Source organism: Rhodoblastus acidophilus (assembly GCF_900187365.1).
GTDB lineage: Bacteria > Pseudomonadota > Alphaproteobacteria > Rhizobiales > Beijerinckiaceae > Rhodoblastus > Rhodoblastus acidophilus.
The window spans coordinates 119,735-134,954 of the sequence record NZ_FYDG01000007.1 but is presented as its reverse complement, the minus strand read 5'-3'; the positions used below and the strand labels follow the sequence as shown (position 1 = coordinate 134,954).

Sequence of the window (15,220 nt, the reverse complement as noted above, 5' to 3'; positions counted from 1 at the left end):
ATGTCGTCACGCCAGAGGCGCGACCGTTCGCCAAATGAATGGGAACCGCCACGCCCCTGACCTGTTCGCCAAGCCAGCTTGCCGCAAAGTCAACAACAACACGTGAACACGCGGGGGATTTGAATGGACATGGCGGCGCGACCGGCGTCGGCCTGCCGCGTTTGTCGAAATTTCTATCTTTGGTTGTAAGCCGCGCGATCAAAACCGCGAAAAAACGCGCGATTCCTGAAAATTTCAGGCGAATTCCTGTCAACATCCGTCAATTTTCGATCCTGCACGCGCGCGGTTGCGTACAGGATATGGGCGGCGACGGGCGCGGCCGGCGGCGGCGGCCTTCAAAAATTTTATTTTTATAGCAATTACTTAAGCGGCAAACAGACGGCGGCGCCAGGTTTCACGTGGAACAAACCACGTACAAAATCTTGCGGACGCCGGCTTTTCACTCCGGCGCCGCACACAACGCGCTTTCACTTTTTGCGGCGGCCGGATCACTCGATGCGGCGCAGCTTGGTGATTTCCTGCTGGATTTCGTTCGCCGCGATGCGCTGGGTCGAAACCAGTTGCGACAGGCCCGCCAGGGTGCGGTCGATCAGGCCGGATTGCGAGAACAGCGATTCGACCTGCTCGATGGTGCCGCGATAGCGTTTCTCCTCGGCCTCGAACCGCTCGCGCGTGCCGTCGATAATGCCGCCGAGCCGCGACAGCGATTGCTCCATTCCGGCGATTGAACCTTGCGTCTGCGCCAGGGTGGACTTGGTGTCGGTCGCGAGTTTCTTCACCTCCGAGGCCACCACCGAAAAGCCCCGGCCGGCCTCGCCGGCGCGCGCCGCCTCGATGGTGGCGTTGAGCGCCAGCAGATTGGTCTGTCCCGCGATGCTGTCGATCACCCGCAGCACGTTGCGCAGGCCCGACATCGAATCCGCCAGCGACTGGAACTGCTCCGACAATTGACCGGATTTGCCGTCGTCGGTGTAATCGGCCTTGGCGGAGGCGAAAATGGCGCTGCGCACGCGCTCCATCGCCTCGTGCATTTCGGCGGTCTTTTCCAGCGCGGTTTCGATCTCCTTGACGAAATCGAGCTGCTGCGCCATGCGCGAGATGATCGCGGAGCGGAACCGGTTAAGGATGCGCGCCTGTTTGAGCGCGCAAGTCGTGAAATAATTGACGTAGCGCGCATAATGCAGCGCGAAGCCGTCGAGGAAATCATCGCGGTAGCCGGACTGGTCCTCGAAGAAAGCGATCGCGCTCAGGGTTTCGTTGACATTGATGCCGAACAATTCGCCGAAGGTGGAAAATCCGGCGGCGGGCGCGCGCCACAGATTGTCGAGCGCGGACAGGTTGGCGCCGTTGTTGAGGCGGCGCAGGATGCAGTCGTTGAGGATCAGGCCGAGCGGCTCGGGCTTGCCGCGCAGGAACGCCTCATAGTCCGTGCGCGTCTGCGCCGCGAAATCATTGGCCTTGAGCAGCAGCAGCTCGTCGCCGGGATTGACGTCGGCGTAGAAACTCACCGAGCCTTTTTCGACGTCGATGCCGGACACGGAGCGGACAAAGATTTCGCCGTCGATCTCGACGCCGAACGTGTGGCCCGCCAGCCGCGCCGGGACGTCGGCGGCGCGCGCGTTGAAATGCGCCGCCAGCACCTCGACGAACGGATCGACGTCGACGCCATTGGCGGTCAGCGCGCCGCGCACCAGCCTTGAATCGGGGTCGGCGTCGAGAATGGTGAAACTCTTGCCGGTTTTGGCGAAATTCTGGGTCTTGAACACGCCGTAGCGCCGCCCCGGCGCCATGCGGACGAAGACGATCACGGCCTGGCCATGCAGGGTCTGGCCGCCGTCGAACAGCGCGGTTTCCTTGAAATCGAACTTGCCGCCGGCGGAGCCGCCGATGAACAGGCAGGGGAAGCGCCCGGAGCGGTACACCGCCTCCATCAGCACATCCTCGGCGCCGGACACGCCATCGACCAGGGTCAGCGCGAACACGCGGTCGGCCTCGATCTGGAACGGCGGCGCGACGCGGGCGAGATCGGCCGCGATTTTCTCGACGCGGGCGGCGCGGGGGCCCTCGCCCTTGTGCAAGGCGACCCGATGCGTCGACACGCCATCGAGCAGGTCGGGCGGGAAAATCTGCACGGTCAGGCTCGACCAGCGGTCGCCGGTCGGGCGGTAGAGGCCTGCGGCGTTCGAGCACAATTCGCCCGCGGTGGACGCGGCGATCAGCGGCGTCGAACCGGCCATCGCCTTCAGCCGCGCCGCCGTCTGCTCGAAATCGACGTGCGGCGAGATGAAGGCCAGCGCCATCGCGGCGGGGCGCCCGGAATAGGTAAAGTCTTCCGCCGACAGTCCGGCGAGAGAGGCGTCGGAGGTCTTGACCCGCATCGGCAAGACTGCGGCGGCGGCGGACGCGGTGCTGGGCATTGCCGAAGTCTGGCTGCGAGAAAACATTGTGTGTCTCTGTTTTCGGCCGCGACGGGATCTATCGTCCCTTCCGCGCAGGCCGGTCTCCCGTGACAATTGTGTCGCTTCGACCCTATCGTGAGAAAGCTTGCGCAAACCTGACTGCGGCGTGAGGGGCGATCCGATGGTCACGCTCGACAGTTTCGGGCCTTTTTTCGACCTGCCCGACGGCGGCCCCTTCGTGATGAAGTCGATGATCCCGTTGAAAATGGCCGGCGTTCCCTTCGTCGAAGATCGCGGCGGCCTGTTTCGCGCGCCGAAGGGAAAGTCGCCGTTTATCGATGAGTTCGGCGAGATCGTCGCGGTTTCCCCCCTGATCCGGCTGCATGTCGAACGCAAATATGGTTACGATTTCGACATGGGGCTGACGCCGGAGCAGAGGGCGATCGCCTGGGCCGCCGAGAAACTCTGCGAGGACCACATCTGCTGGCGCATCCTCTGCGACCGCTGGGGCGATGACGCCAATTTCGCGCAGGAGCCGGCGCGCCGGGCCATGTCGGCGCGCCGGTCGCCTGGTTTTCCTGAGAAAAAGCCCGCCAAATGGCGGGCCAAGGCTGCGTTTCGCGGGACCGTGCTCCACGGTTGTCAGGCCGTGTGAGCCGGCATCGCCTTGTTAGAGAGTCGAAATGCGGACCGGCGCCACGCCGCGGCCGCGCATGCCCAGATCGCCGGCGGCGCCATGGGACACATCGATGATGCGGCCGCGCACGAAGGGGCCGCGATCGTTGATGGTGACGACTGTCGAACGTCCGTTCGACAGGTTGGTGACGACCACCCGGGTTCCAAACGGAAGCGAGCGATGCGCCGCGGTGCGGACGCCAATACGGCCCCCGCTCGCCGTGCGGCCACGACCTGAATAATAAGAAGCTTTGCCCGACCAGCTTTGCGCTTTGGCCTCGGTCTCGGGCGCTATTGAAACAGCGGAAAAAACAATGCCAACGGAGAGGGTTTTGATCAGGATGCTCTTCAATAGGTCGTCCTTTCGCTTTTGTTCACAAATCCGTTATCGCGAAAGAATATGGCCCGATCAAGACGGGCATTTTCGGGCTTTACTGGTGCCATTCGTCATATAGGCGCTTTTACTTTGTCAATAATCCCCCCAAAGCATTGAGATACTAATTGTATCGGTGATTTCTATACATGTATCTATCGCTATGGTTACCGTAGAAGACGTTTTCATGTATTCGCGAATCTGCCTGACGCCGCGTGACGCGCCCAAGGGTTGCGCAATTATGTCCAGAATGTGACAGGCTCCGTCATACACATAAAAAAAGGGCCGGACTTGCGTCCGGCCCCGTTTGCGCGAAAGGGTTGTGAGATCAGCCGACGATTTCGTTGCCGGCGAACCATTGCGCGATTTCCTGCGCGGCGGTTTCCGGCGCGTCGGAACCATGGACGGAGTTCTCGCCCATGTTCAGCGCATATTCCTTGCGGATCGTGCCGGCGTCGGCCTTTTCCGGATTGGTGGCGCCCATGACTTCGCGATAGCGCAGGATGGCGTTTTCGCCTTCCAGCACCTGCACCACCACCGGCGCCGCCGACATCTGCTCGACGAGTTCGCCGAAGAAGGGGCGCTCCTTGTGGACGGCGTAGAAGGTTTCCGCCTGGGCGCGGGTCATGTGCACGCGCTTCTGGGCGACGATGCGCAGGCCGGCGGCCTCGATCTTGGCGTTGATGAGACCGGTCAGGTTGCGGCGGGTCGCATCGGGCTTGAGGATGGAAAACGTGCGTTCGAGAGCCATTCTGGCGCTTCCTTTTTTGCTGACGAAATGGGCTTGTGGCGCTTATAGACGCGGCGCCCGCCTGCCGCAAGCTACCGCCGGGCTGCCGCCAGTTTCTTCTCCAGGCGTCTTGCATAAGCCGACATGGCCAGACAGAAGCCGAGATAGAACGCCGCCGCGAAAATATAGCCGGTGAGCGCGATTTGGGGCCCCGCCCAGACCGGATCGAGCCGCGCGATCTCGATCGCATGGAGAAAATCGAACAGGCCGACAATCGCCACCAGCGTCGTGTCCTTGAACAGCGCGACGAAATTGTTGACGATTCCCGGGATCACCGCGCCCAAGGCCTGCGGCAGCACGATCAGCCGCAGCGTTTTCACGCGCGAGAGTCCCAGCGCCTGCGCCGCCTCGTCCTGCCCGCGCGGCACGGCGGCGAGCCCCCCGCGGACCACTTCGGCCATATAGGCAGAGGCGAACAGGGCGATGCCGAACAGCGGCCGCAGCAGCCGGTCCGGCGCCCAGTCGGGCGGCAAGAACAGCGGCAACAGCACATTGGCCATGAACAGAACGGCGATCAACGGCGCGCCGCGCACAAATTCTATAATTCCCACACACAGCCAGCGCAGCGCCGGCAGGTCCGAGCGCCGCCCCAAGGCGAGCAGAACGCCGCCGGGCAAAGCGGCCGCAATGCCGGCCAACGCCATGATCAGCGACACCAGCGCGCCGCCCCAAAGGTTTGTGCCCACGACCGGCAGGCCGAGCGCCGGCGCACCATACAACAGCACGAAGCCGGCGACCGGCAGACCAAGAAAAAAGCCCGCGAGCGCGTAGCCCTTCGCGCGTCCACGCGGATGCAGCAGCCAGACGATCAGGACGCCCGCCAGGGCAAACGTCAGGTTCACCCGCCATGGGTAGGGATAGGCGCCATAAAAGAAGAACGGGGCCTTCGCGGCGACATAGGCCCAGCACGCCCCCGCGCCCGGCGCGCGACAGAGGGCGCCATCCGGCGCGCGCCACACCGCATCGATGAACAGGTAGCGGACGACAGACGGTAAGAGCAGCGCCGCCCCAACGAGGAGGGACAGCGTGATCGCGGCGGCGCGCGCGTCGCCAAACAATTTCTCCCGCCAGCTTTGTTCACGGGACGGCGGCGGCGGGAGGGCGGGCAAGAAATCGGAGCGGAGAAAATCGGTCATCGCCCCCCCCAGTCCGAGCCGCGCTCGATGCGCCGCATCAGCGCCAGCGTCAACACCGACAGCCCGAAGTAGAGCGCCATATCCGCGGCGAGGGTCTGCAAAGCCGCGCCGGTCTGATTTAAGATCGTGCCGGAAACCTGCATCAGATCGGCGAAGCCGATGAAGGCGGCCAGCGAAGAATTTTTCGTCAGGGCCAGATATTGGCTGACCAGCGGCGGCAGCGCCACTCGCAGCGCCTGGGGCAGGACCACCAGCTTGCGCGTCTGCGCCGCCGACAACCCCAACGCCAGCGCCGCCTCGCTCTGCCCGCGCGCCACGGCCTGAACGCCGGCGCGGAGGATTTCCGCTATATAGCTGGAGGTGTAGAACGTCAGCCCGGCGATCATCGCGGCCGCCTCCGGCGCCAGCCTCAGGCCGCCCTCGACATTGAAGGCGTTGCGCGCCGGCTCGAACGCGGGCCAGCCCAGCAACGGGAAGGGAAAATAGATCCCTCGATTGTTGAGAACGATTCCGCCCAGGGAGACAGAATGTTCCGGCGCCGGCAGGGGCGCGAGCAGCACGATGTACCAGAACAGAAGATGCAGCAGCAGCGGGATGTTGCGCAGGCTCTCGACATAGAGCCCCGCCAGCCGCGCCAGGGCCCAGTGCGGCGACAGCCGCGCGAAGCCGACGGCGAAGCCGAACACGGTCGCAAGGGCGGAGGCGATCAGTGAGACGATCAGCGTGTTGAGCGCGCCCGACAGCAGCGCGCGCCCGTATGAATCGAGCGGCGAATAGGGGATGAGGCTCTGGTTGAGGCCGAAACCGGCCGTCTGCCAGAGAAAGGCGAAGGAGGTCGGGATATTGCGGGCTTCGAGATTAGCCTTGGCGTTCATGAAGGCCGCCCCGAATAATCCGGCGACGAGCAGCAGCAGCAGGATCTGGAGCGCGACGCGGCGGGTCATCGCGTCACCGCACCGGCGGCGCGTAATGCAGGCCGCCGTCGCGCCATTGGGCGTTGAGCCCGCGCGGGATTTTCAGCGGCGAGCCGTCGCCCAGATTGCGTGAAAAAATCTCGCCATAATTGCCGACCGCCTTGACGATGCGGACCACCCAATCGCGGGAGAGGCCCAGGCCGGCGCCGAAATCATTGTCCGCGCCCAGCAGGCGGCGGATCTCGGGATTGTCCGACTGGCGCAACGCATCCGCATTGGCGGCGGTCACGCCCAGTTCCTCGGCGTCGAGGAGCGCGAATTGGGTCCATTTCACCAGATTGAACCAGCGGTCGTCGCCCTGCCGCACCACGGGAGAAAACGGCTCCTTGGAAATGGTCTCGGCCAGGACCTCGTGATCGTCCGGCGCCGCCAGTTTCAATCGTTGCGCATAGAGCGCGGAGCCATCGGTGGTGTAGGCGTCGCAGCGCCCGCTCTCATAGGCCTTCAGCGCCTCGTCGCCACCGGAAAACACCACCGTCTCGGCCGAGATCCCGGCCTTGTGAAAATAATCCGCCAGATTGAGCTCGGTGGTGGTGCCCTGCTGTACGCAAATGCTGGCGCCCTTGAGATCGCGCGGCGATTGCAGCTTGCGCGCCTTGCGGACCATGAAAGACTGGCCGTCGTAATAATTGATTCCGGTGAACAGCAGCCCCTGCGCCGCCTCGCGCGACTGCGTCCAGGTGGTGTTACGCGACAACAGGTCGATCTCGCCCGATTGCAGCGCCGTGAACCTGTCCTTGCCCGAAAGCGGCGTGAACCGCACTTTTTGCGGATCGTCGAAAATCGCCGCCGCCACGGCGCGGCAGTAATCCACATCAAAGCCGCGCCAAAAACCGCGATCATCCGGCAGGCCGAAGCCGGCCAGCCCAATATTGACCCCGCACACCAAAACGCCGCGCGACAAAACCTGGTCGAGCGTGTCGGCCCGCGAGACCGTCGCCGTCAGGACGGCGGCGAGAGCGAGCGCCCCAAATGTTTGCGACTTGACGAAAAGGCCCATGCGCACACCCATCCGACGCCCAGCCTATGCGCTCCTCGCGGCGCACGCAAAGCAAAACGGCGGCGCAAGCGCCGCCGTTTCGATATGGGCGTTCGCCTCAGGCGACTGCGGCGTCCGCAATGACGGCGCCGATGGCCTCGGCGCGCGCAGCCAGGGCGACGCGGATCGCCACCGGAACCTGGCGGCGGGATTTCGCGCGAGGATAGGGCAGTTCCGCGACGATCTTGCCTTCAGGATAGAGCGCCTCGTACTCGTCCCAATTGTCGAAATGCAGCCGATCGACATTGTCCACGAAGGTTTCCGCCGGGGCGCCTTCGGCGAAAATCAGCGAATGATCCGCCACTTCGACGTGATAATAGGTGAAGACATTGGGAACGTCGGCTTCGCGCACAATCGACGTTCCGTTGACCAGCGCGCCGGCGTGGACCAGCACGCCATCGATGAACATGGCGTGATCGGGCGAAACCAGCAGGTCGCGCGCCGGGACCGTTTCGCCCAGCGCGCCCGCCTTGATGCGGATCGGCAGGATGCGCGTCTTGTCGCCGAAAATGGTCGACACGGTCTGGCGGCCCAGCCAGCAGACGGGAACCTCGCGTCCGTCATGGGTCAGCACGAGATCGCCGGGCTTCAGCGTCTCCACGGCGATCTCGCCAGCCGGCGTCCGAATCAACGTCCCCGCGTAGAAGCAGGTGATGTTGACGACCTCATCGACCACCGTCGTATTGCCCACACTGTCAGTGGCGGTGACCACCAGCTTGTCCTGAGCGCCCGCGTCGCCGTTGGTTTGATAGACGAGCCTGTTGTTGAGCAGCGAGGTGATGTTCGAACCGGTCCCGTAAAGAGTCACGGCGGTGTGGTCGGCGTTGTAGGCGACGGTGACGCCCGAGTTCGTTCCATTGATATTCAGCACGCCATGGCTGACCGCAAGCGTGACGTTCAGCTTGGCGGCGAAATTGTCGCCAATGATGATCCGGTTTCCGTGGGCGGCGCCGAAAATGACCTTGCCGCCAGCGGAAAGCGGATCGATCTGAGGCACAAGATTCGTGACGGCCGGCGCCGTCGTATCGATCCTCTCGCCCAAAGTGCTGGAGACCGTGTAGGCGCCGCCGGCGGAGTCCAGCGAATAAACATTACCGCTGAGATCCTTGATCGCGCCGTTGATCGACGTGATCGTGAGCCCCAGGACGGAGCTGTCCGCCGCGCTGACCGTGTAGGTGAATTTCAGCGCCGTCGTACCCGAACCGCTCGCCAGCGTGGCCTTGCCGCCATTGCTGAGCGTGAGGGAGGCATCCTTGGGAACGGTCACCCTTTCATCAAATCTCAAGGTAATCGTGAATGTGGCGCCGACGCCATAATAGCCACTGGCCTTGTCATCGCCTGAGGCCGTGATGTGAGGCTCTGTCGTCATAAATGCCCTCGCATGAAAATATTTCGGTTCGTCGTCGCCTCGGGCTCCCCCTGGCGACTTCGAACGAGACGATATCAAAACTTGACCATAGGTAAACAAGCTCGAACATAATGCAAACCTTTTGAGACGAAACGCAAATCCTGCATAACGAACGATTGCACCCAGGCCCCGCCACGACGGCGTGCAGCCCTCAAAACTTGCAAAGATGAAAATCTGGTCGGGGCAGCAGGATTCGAACCTGCGACCTGTAGTACCCAAAACTACCGCGCTACCAGGCTGCGCTATACCCCGTGGCGATTTCCGCTAGCATGACCGGCGCCCAGCGGCAAGCGGGGGGTGGAACGGAGAGACGTCACACATCGGCCCTCAGTGGGCGAACAATGGATGCCGAACCAGATCGCCCGCCTTCAGGCCGAGTTTCTTCGCCACCCCGGCATTGACCTCCAACACCGCGAAAGCCGGCCCTTGCGACGAAATGATCGCCTCCGACAACGGTTCGGTGTCAGCCTCGATATGCGTCACCTTGCCGTTCCGGCCGATAAAAATCATATCGAGCGGAATGTAGGTGTTTTTCATCCACATCAGCACGGTCTGCTCGTGATCGAAATCGAACAGCATGCCGCGATTTTCCGGCAGATGGCGTCGATACATCAAGCCGCGCTCTCGCGCGGCCGGATCGCGCGCCACCTCCACGTCGAGCGTCCTCGGTCCGTCCTTTGTCTCCAAAGTCAGCTTTTCCGTGGCGACCTGGATCGCCTCCAGCGCCCGCGCGCCAATAGACTCCACCGGCGCGGTCGCTAAGACCAGCGCCGCCAATACCAGACAAACCGGGATACGCATCGCAAACTCCCTCCGGCGGCGCAGCGCCGACCGGACGTCCAACAGGCGGCGTTCAATGGGCGCTGGGCAACCGTGTCTCCAGCGGCCGAACTTCCGTCGCCATCAACCCCTTGGGGCCATCGCCGAATCGGGCCAGCAGCGAATCTCCCGGCCTGAGGTCGGCCACACCGTAGCGGCGCAATGTCTCCATATGGATGAAAATGTCCTGAGTTCCATCGCCGCGAGTGAGAAAGCCAAAGCCTTTCACGCGATTGAACCACTTCACCACGACAATTTCATAGCCGCTGACCGAGTGCACCTCCGCATGGACGCGCGCCATCGGAAGTTGCGCCGGATGCACCGCAGTGGATTCGTCGAGCGACAACACACGGAACACCTGTAGACCGCGCGAGCGGTTCTGCGCCTGACACACCACGGTCGCGCCTTCCGGCGCGCTCTGGAAACCGTCGCGGCGCAACACGGTGACGTGCAGCAGAACATCGGCGAGGCCGTTGTCCGGGACGACAAAGCCAAAGCCCTTGGCCATGTCGAACCATTTAATTCGGCCGCGGATCTCAATGATATCCGCCGCAGCTTCCGTAGTAAAATCAACGCCCGCGACCTGCGCGAGATCCGCCGGTTCTTTGGCTCCCAATGAACCTGCTCCCAAACTAATGTACGAGCTCTATTGCTTAGGGCGACAACCCGAAGCACCGACTCGTCTACCGAGAATCACAACGCTAACCATAGCATCGGCCCGAGTCGGGAAAAGGCCATTTTTGAGGCCTCGCACAGCCACGCACAAGTTTCCCGCCAGCTGTCATGCAAAAAGCACGGCTTACCTACGTAAGATCAACATTTTCCTAACGAAATCGAGCGAAAAATTCGCGAAACTCAAAGTTTCGTCTCCCCCGCCCGCGCGGCCGCGACGAGCGCCCGCGCTGCGCCGATCCAGTCCTCACGCTCGGGCGCGCCGGGACGCGCGAGCCAAGCGCCGATCCAGCGCGCGTTCTCGGCGCTCCAATGCGCAATTTGCCGCCAGGTCCATACACCGAGCCCATTCAAACGTAGCGCGATCGCGCCATCCACCCCAGAAATCCGCGTCAGATCGTCCTGCGCGCCGAAGGGCGGCTCCACAAAGCCAGGAGGACGCACGCCTGCATAAAATTCGTCGGCCGCACCGCTCGGCGCCAAGGCCGGCAACCTCGCCACCCACTCCGCCAACGCCTGCGTGTCCCCACCGTCGTCGGACGCCTTGCCCTCGAGCACAGCGCGCGCGTAGTCGGTCAGCGCGCCGGCGGCCAGCACCCGCGCTTGCGGCGGCCAAAATTTCAGCGAAACCGGCGGCTGGCGCAACTGATTCGCAATCCAGTCGAGATGCTCCTGGCGCCAGGCGGCGATCTGTTCAAAACGCCACACGCCCATCGCATGCAACATCTCCGATAAACCGGCGTCCACGCCGCGAATCAGACGCAAGTCGTCCTCCTGCCCCGCTTCGGGACGCGCAAGCGCGGGGGGCGGCGCGCCAATCGCCGGCTGCGCCGGCTCCATCAACGCCTGAAGCTCTCTTGCGACAATGACCGCCGCCGCCTCGGCGGCCAGCGGATTCACGGCGGCAGGCGATTCCGCGGGCGTCTCGCGATCGGCGGCTTCTGCGCGAGGCGGAATATCGAAGACGGGAGCGAGCGGCGCGGCGGCAGGAGATTCGGCTGGAACGGCGAAGGGCGCGCCGAGCGCCGCGCCGCACCAGCAACCGAGCGTATAAGCGACGCTGGCCAGGACCGCCGTTTCGAGCCAGAGACCGGCTCGGCCGGGAACAATATTCAAAACGACCGCGACCACGCCAATAGCGGCCGCCAACAGTGCGACGCGCCCCGCGCGTCCGGTTCCTTCGGAGCGCGACGGGACGAGGCCGAAGGCAAGGCCCAGCACGAAGGCCGCGAGCCACCAGAGAAACAGCGTCTGCGAAAGATAAATCATGGCCGCCGCCCTATTTCACGGTGAACTCAATACGGCGATTCTTCGCCCTGTTGTCATCGTTGTCATTCGGGACCAGCGGCCGGCTCTCGCCGTAACCGACCGCCGTCAACCGCTGTGGCGCGACGCCGGCTGAGACCAGATAAACCAGAACCGCCTCGGCGCGCCGGCGCGACAACGCGACATTCTCGCTGACATAGCCAATATCGTCGGTATGGCCGCCCACTTGGAACGCGACGCCGGGACAATATTTCGCCTCCGCCGCCACCGCCTCGAGCGTGGCCGCGGATTCTGGCGCGAGCCGGGAGCTGCCGACGCGAAACACGATCGGATGCTCCGCGACCAGAGCAGCCATGCGCGCCTGGCATCGGCTCGCATCCACAGGGCCGGATTCCGCAGGCTGGTCGGCGGGCGGCGCCGCCACGAGCTTATCGACGCGCGGGCCGCCCGCCTTTTCTTTCGTCGACGGCTCACGATCCGGCCCCGTCAATTGCGGCCGCGCGGAAAAGCCGCCCGGCAGCGCCGCGACAAATGTCGCGCGAATGTCGTCGGCGAGTTCGGCGCTCGCCGCCTCGCCGCTCAAACGCGCGGCGCGATCGCGCAATTGCAGCGCCCCCTCGCGCAGCCGAACGAGTTGGCCGAGCCCGGCCACAGCCGCTTCGACAAAATCTTTCGGGGCGCCGACGCCAGCCTGCATTCGATCGACAAGGTCCCGGCCAGGTCCCGAAGCCGCCAGCGCGATCCTGGCGTGTGATTCGGCGTCCGGGTAAAAGCCCGTCAGCGTCAGCTTGCCGGCGGCGATTTCTGCTTGAAAGAGATAGGGAGCGACGCGCGCCGCCTCAACGCCGGCCTTGCCGCGCGTCGCGGCCTGAGCCGGCGCCTCGGGCTGGACGGGGGCGGCGACAGGATTGGTCGGCTCCTCCGGCTTCGGCTCGGGCGCAGGAACTCTCGGCGCGACCGACGACGCAACCACGACCTTGCGCACACCCGGCGCGGCCGCCGCCGCCAGAGCCGCCCCGCCTGAATCGTCGCCAAGAATCGCGCCCGTGAGCCTCACGTCGCGTCCCTCGACCTGCGGCGCGGCCTCCTTAAAACCTCGAGCCTCCAACGCGCGCCGCGCGCGGTCCGCCAGATCGGCCTCGATCCGTCCGGTCTCCAGGCCGTTGGCGGCCAGCCACAAGACGGCCAGCGGCAGCAGGCCGTAACGCCATTGTCCCGCCATACAAACTCTCCGCGTCCGTTCGAGCAACGCGGGAGGTCGGCGTCTCCCGCGCATTGGGCAGTTCTAGACGCAACGGCGCCGCAAGACCAGCGCGGGTAGCCCGCGACATCGACGCGAAGTGCTTGCCAAGCGGCTCAACGTCGGGCATATGTTTGGATAAGTGAGCTGCTTCGACGCACAATCTGCGAATCGGTTCACTGACGCTGGAGACGTGGCCGAGAGGCTGAAGGCGGCGGTTTGCTAAACCGTTATAGGGTTGTAAAGCCCTATCGAGGGTTCGAATCCCTCCGTCTCCGCCATTGCCCTGCTCCAAGGCGCTCAATTCCCGTCTGGATACGCGAGCGCCAACTGCGGCGATTCGAAAATCCTCGCATCCGAAGTCATCGCCAGCCGGCGGAACCATCATGAAACGACAGCTGTTTTCGATCCCAATTGTTGCGATCATCCCTTTCGGCCTGGCGGCCGCGGCCCTCGCGGCGCCGCCGCGCCCGGGCGATTCGGTTAAAGCCGTCGCACCCGACGCCGCTGCGAAGACCTGCGCGCAAAATCCCTGCCCGCCCGGCGGAGGCGAGAGTAGACGACAGCCCGTCGATGTCGATGTTCAGACTCTGCAGCCGTACAATCTGCCGCCGGCCTCGCGTGAGAAAATGCGCGCGTGCGGAGAGGAATGGCGCACGCTAAAACTCGCCGGACAGGCGACCGGACTCACCTGGCGAAGCTTCGCCGAGAAATGCCTGGTGAAATGACCAAATGAAAAGGCGCGCCGTCCGGGCGCGCCTTGTTGTCTGTCTGCTCTCACCCTTCTGTCTGTTCCGGCTCCGGCTCGGCCGGCGGCGGAGCGACGGGTTCGGGCGCAGCAGGTTCGGGCGTGTCGGGTTCGGGCGTGGCGGGGGCCTCCGGCTCAACGGCTGCCGGAGCGGGAGCGGCCTCGGCCTTGGGTTTGCGGGGCGCACGAGGCTTGGCCGGCGTCTTTGGCTTGGCCGCCGCCTGAAGCTGTTCCGGCGCCTCGCCCGTTTCCGGCTGCGCGACGGCGAGCGCAGCGGCTTCAGTCACCTTCTTGCTCACGCGGCGCGACGCAGCGGCGGTGCGCGCCGACGGCTTGACCTCGGTCTTGACCACAGCCTTCTTTGCAGCCGGCGCAACCACGGCCGCTTCCGTCTTGGCGGCGGCGGTCTTTCGCGGCGCGGCCTTCGCCGCCGACGCCTTCGATACGGCAGGCATTTTTGCGGTCTTCTTGGCGGCGATCTTGCGGCCGGCGGTTTCGCCCTTCTCCGTCGCGACGGCCTTGGTTCGGGCATTCAGATTGGCGGCGCCCCTGACGCTGGTCTTGGCGGACGTTTTGGCGGGCGCCTTGCCGACGGCCTTGGCGGGACTGGTCGCGGCGGCGGCTTTTGCGGCCGCAGACTTGGATGGCCCCTTGGCGACCGTCTTGGCGCTGGCCTTGGTCGCGCTCTTGGCGGTCTTTGCGGTGATCTTGGCGGCGGTCTTGGATGAACTCTTGGAGACAGGCGCGGTCTTGGAGGCCGTCGAGCTTTTCGCCGCGCTCTTGGAGGCGCCCTTGGCTGCGCTGTTCGCGGCGGTCTTGGAAGCGGTCTTCTTGGCGGCCGCGGCCCTGCCCGAAGATTTCACGCTGGTCGTTTCCGCAGCGGACCTGCTGGCCGTCGCGGACTTGCCGCCCGCAGCCTTCTTGGCCGAGGAGCTCTTCACGGCGGAGGCTTTGGCGGCGGAGGCCTTGGAGCTTGACTTCTTAGCGGCGGACATTTTGGCGGTCGACGCCTTGGACGCAGAAGTTTTGGCGGCGACCTTCCCGGTCGAAGACTTCTTCGCGGCAGAGCCCCTTCCGGTCGAGGTCTTCGCGGCGGAAGCCTTCGCGCTCGATGTCTTCGCTGCGGACGTCTTGGCGCTCAACGTTTTGGCGCTCGACGTTTTGGCGGCGGGCTTCTTGGCGGTCTTGCGGGTTGAGGTCGGAGCGGCGGCGGAAGCCTTCGCGGCGGATTTCCGCGTGGACGTCTTGGCGGCTATCGTCTTGCCGACGGCTTTCTTGGCGGCGGAGGTTTTGGCGGTCGAAGTCTTGGCCGTCGAAGTTTTGGCTGTCGAAGTCTTGGCGGCGGCGGTTCGGGCGCCGCTCGATTTGGCGCTGGTCGTCTTCTTGGCGGCGGTCTTTTCGGGAGCCGTCTTCGTCGTCGCCTTCTTCGCTCCGGCGGTCTTGCCGACCGAGGCTGTCTTCTTGGTCGCTGCGGCCTTCTTGCCTGCGGCGGCTTTGGAGGGCTTGCTGTCCGTCTTCGCCCCGGCGGCCTTCTTCTTGGTGTCTGCAGACGCTTCCGACGCCTTCGCGGATTTGCGCGCCGGCGATTTGGCGGCGGCGGATTTTTTTCTTGGTGCTTGCGCCATGTCAGTCCCCCTTGGCAGCCGGCGCTCTCAAGCCGGAATGGCGGAATTAGCCTAAA

At 64.3% G+C, this 15,220-nt stretch carries 16 protein-coding genes and 2 tRNA genes; 5 read left to right on the top strand and 13 right to left on the bottom strand.

Annotated elements, in window-relative coordinates:
- Positions 1–38 precede the first annotated feature (38 nt).
- Entirely contained in the window at positions 39–356 is a 318-nt protein-coding gene (locus CFB24_RS14575) for a hypothetical protein (RefSeq protein WP_141098455.1), read from the top strand.
- A gap of 132 nt (positions 357–488) precedes the next feature.
- On the opposite strand, the gene CFB24_RS14570 is transcribed toward CFB24_RS14575, so the two are convergent.
- Positions 489–2,417 (bottom strand): methyl-accepting chemotaxis protein, encoded by a 1,929-nt coding sequence (locus CFB24_RS14570; protein ID WP_158255259.1) that lies wholly within the window; start codon positions 2,415–2,417, stop codon positions 489–491.
- A gap of 127 nt (positions 2,418–2,544) precedes the next feature.
- Here CFB24_RS14570 and CFB24_RS14565 point away from each other — a divergent pair, with 127 nt between their 5' ends.
- Complete coding sequence (locus tag CFB24_RS14565; protein ID WP_206605482.1) at positions 2,545–3,054, top strand: hypothetical protein; 510 nt, start codon at positions 2,545–2,547, stop codon at positions 3,052–3,054.
- Positions 3,055–3,069: 15 nt separating this feature from the next.
- On the opposite strand, the gene CFB24_RS14560 is transcribed toward CFB24_RS14565, so the two are convergent.
- From CFB24_RS14560 to CFB24_RS14510, 11 genes are all read right to left on the bottom strand, one after another.
- Positions 3,070–3,426, bottom strand: coding sequence for a septal ring lytic transglycosylase RlpA family protein (locus CFB24_RS14560; protein ID WP_276556651.1), 357 nt, complete (start codon positions 3,424–3,426; stop codon positions 3,070–3,072).
- A gap of 349 nt (positions 3,427–3,775) precedes the next feature.
- Positions 3,776–4,198: a nucleoside-diphosphate kinase gene (gene ndk, locus CFB24_RS14555; RefSeq protein WP_088521356.1), complete on the bottom strand. Its 423-nt coding sequence runs from the start codon at positions 4,196–4,198 to the stop codon at positions 3,776–3,778.
- A 71-nt stretch (positions 4,199–4,269) separates the two neighbouring features.
- Positions 4,270–5,373 (bottom strand): amino acid ABC transporter permease, encoded by a 1,104-nt coding sequence (locus tag CFB24_RS14550; protein WP_088521355.1) that lies wholly within the window; start codon positions 5,371–5,373, stop codon positions 4,270–4,272.
- On the bottom strand, positions 5,370–6,317 hold the full coding sequence (locus tag CFB24_RS14545) for an ABC transporter permease subunit (protein WP_170068167.1): 948 nt from the start codon (positions 6,315–6,317) through the stop codon (positions 5,370–5,372). The genes CFB24_RS14550 and CFB24_RS14545 overlap by 4 nt, the downstream gene beginning before the upstream one ends.
- A gap of 4 nt (positions 6,318–6,321) precedes the next feature.
- Positions 6,322–7,347 (bottom strand): amino acid ABC transporter substrate-binding protein, encoded by a 1,026-nt coding sequence (locus CFB24_RS14540; protein WP_088521354.1) that lies wholly within the window; start codon positions 7,345–7,347, stop codon positions 6,322–6,324.
- Between the two features lie 97 nt (positions 7,348–7,444).
- Positions 7,445–8,755, bottom strand: coding sequence for a Hint domain-containing protein (locus CFB24_RS14535; protein WP_088521353.1), 1,311 nt, complete (start codon positions 8,753–8,755; stop codon positions 7,445–7,447).
- A gap of 214 nt (positions 8,756–8,969) precedes the next feature.
- Positions 8,970–9,046, bottom strand: a tRNA-Pro gene (locus tag CFB24_RS14530).
- Between the two features lie 75 nt (positions 9,047–9,121).
- Entirely contained in the window at positions 9,122–9,595 is a 474-nt protein-coding gene (locus CFB24_RS14525; RefSeq protein WP_088521352.1) for a DUF192 domain-containing protein, read from the bottom strand.
- 52 nt (positions 9,596–9,647) lie between these two features.
- Positions 9,648–10,229, bottom strand: a complete 582-nt coding sequence (locus CFB24_RS14520) for a cold-shock protein (RefSeq protein WP_088521351.1) — start codon at positions 10,227–10,229, stop codon at positions 9,648–9,650.
- A 239-nt stretch (positions 10,230–10,468) separates the two neighbouring features.
- Positions 10,469–11,554, bottom strand: coding sequence for a hypothetical protein (locus tag CFB24_RS14515; protein WP_088521350.1), 1,086 nt, complete (start codon positions 11,552–11,554; stop codon positions 10,469–10,471).
- A gap of 10 nt (positions 11,555–11,564) precedes the next feature.
- The gene (locus CFB24_RS14510) at positions 11,565–12,773 is read right to left on the bottom strand and encodes an OmpA family protein (protein ID WP_104469667.1); all 1,209 of its coding nucleotides are present in this window, start codon (positions 12,771–12,773) and stop codon (positions 11,565–11,567) included.
- A gap of 205 nt (positions 12,774–12,978) precedes the next feature.
- On the opposite strand from CFB24_RS14510, the gene CFB24_RS14505 reads away from it, so the two are divergent.
- Together CFB24_RS14505 and CFB24_RS14500 are read left to right on the top strand one after the other, a co-directional pair.
- Positions 12,979–13,072: transfer RNA gene (locus CFB24_RS14505), tRNA-Ser, on the top strand.
- Positions 13,073–13,177: 105 nt separating this feature from the next.
- Positions 13,178–13,519 carry a hypothetical protein gene (locus tag CFB24_RS14500; protein WP_088521348.1) on the top strand — a complete coding sequence of 114 codons (342 nt, stop codon included), beginning with the start codon at positions 13,178–13,180 and terminating at the stop codon, positions 13,517–13,519.
- A gap of 49 nt (positions 13,520–13,568) precedes the next feature.
- Here the strand turns inward: CFB24_RS14500 and CFB24_RS23395 are convergent, their stop codons facing one another.
- The gene (locus tag CFB24_RS23395) at positions 13,569–14,402 is read right to left on the bottom strand and encodes a transcriptional regulator (RefSeq protein ID WP_088521347.1); all 834 of its coding nucleotides are present in this window, start codon (positions 14,400–14,402) and stop codon (positions 13,569–13,571) included.
- Between CFB24_RS23395 and CFB24_RS14490 the strand changes: the two genes are divergently transcribed.
- Positions 14,371–15,219 (top strand): hypothetical protein, encoded by an 849-nt coding sequence (locus tag CFB24_RS14490; RefSeq protein WP_088521346.1) that lies wholly within the window; start codon positions 14,371–14,373, stop codon positions 15,217–15,219. The two genes, CFB24_RS23395 and CFB24_RS14490, sit on opposite strands and share 32 nt — an antisense overlap.
- The last annotated feature ends 1 nt before the right edge of the window (position 15,220 follow it).

Bases quoted from the DNA above. Each gene is read 5' to 3' on its own strand.
- CFB24_RS14575 (WP_141098455.1), top strand. From the start codon at position 39: ATGGGAACCGCCACGCCCCTGACCTGTTCGCCAAGCCAGCTTGCCGCA.
- CFB24_RS14570 (WP_158255259.1), bottom strand. From the start codon at position 2,417: ATGCCCAGCACCGCGTCCGCCGCCGCCGCAGTCTTGCCGATGCGGGTC.
- ndk (WP_088521356.1), bottom strand. From the start codon at position 4,198: ATGGCTCTCGAACGCACGTTTTCCATCCTCAAGCCCGATGCGACCCGC.
- CFB24_RS14550 (WP_088521355.1), bottom strand. From the start codon at position 5,373: ATGACCGATTTTCTCCGCTCCGATTTCTTGCCCGCCCTCCCGCCGCCG.
- CFB24_RS14545 (WP_170068167.1), bottom strand. From the start codon at position 6,317: ATGACCCGCCGCGTCGCGCTCCAGATCCTGCTGCTGCTGCTCGTCGCC.
- CFB24_RS14540 (WP_088521354.1), bottom strand. From the start codon at position 7,347: ATGGGCCTTTTCGTCAAGTCGCAAACATTTGGGGCGCTCGCTCTCGCC.
- CFB24_RS14535 (WP_088521353.1), bottom strand. From the start codon at position 8,755: ATGACGACAGAGCCTCACATCACGGCCTCAGGCGATGACAAGGCCAGT.
- CFB24_RS14525 (WP_088521352.1), bottom strand. From the start codon at position 9,595: ATGCGTATCCCGGTTTGTCTGGTATTGGCGGCGCTGGTCTTAGCGACC.
- CFB24_RS14515 (WP_088521350.1), bottom strand. From the start codon at position 11,554: ATGATTTATCTTTCGCAGACGCTGTTTCTCTGGTGGCTCGCGGCCTTC.
- CFB24_RS14510 (WP_104469667.1), bottom strand. From the start codon at position 12,773: ATGGCGGGACAATGGCGTTACGGCCTGCTGCCGCTGGCCGTCTTGTGG.
- CFB24_RS14500 (WP_088521348.1), top strand. From the start codon at position 13,178: ATGAAACGACAGCTGTTTTCGATCCCAATTGTTGCGATCATCCCTTTC.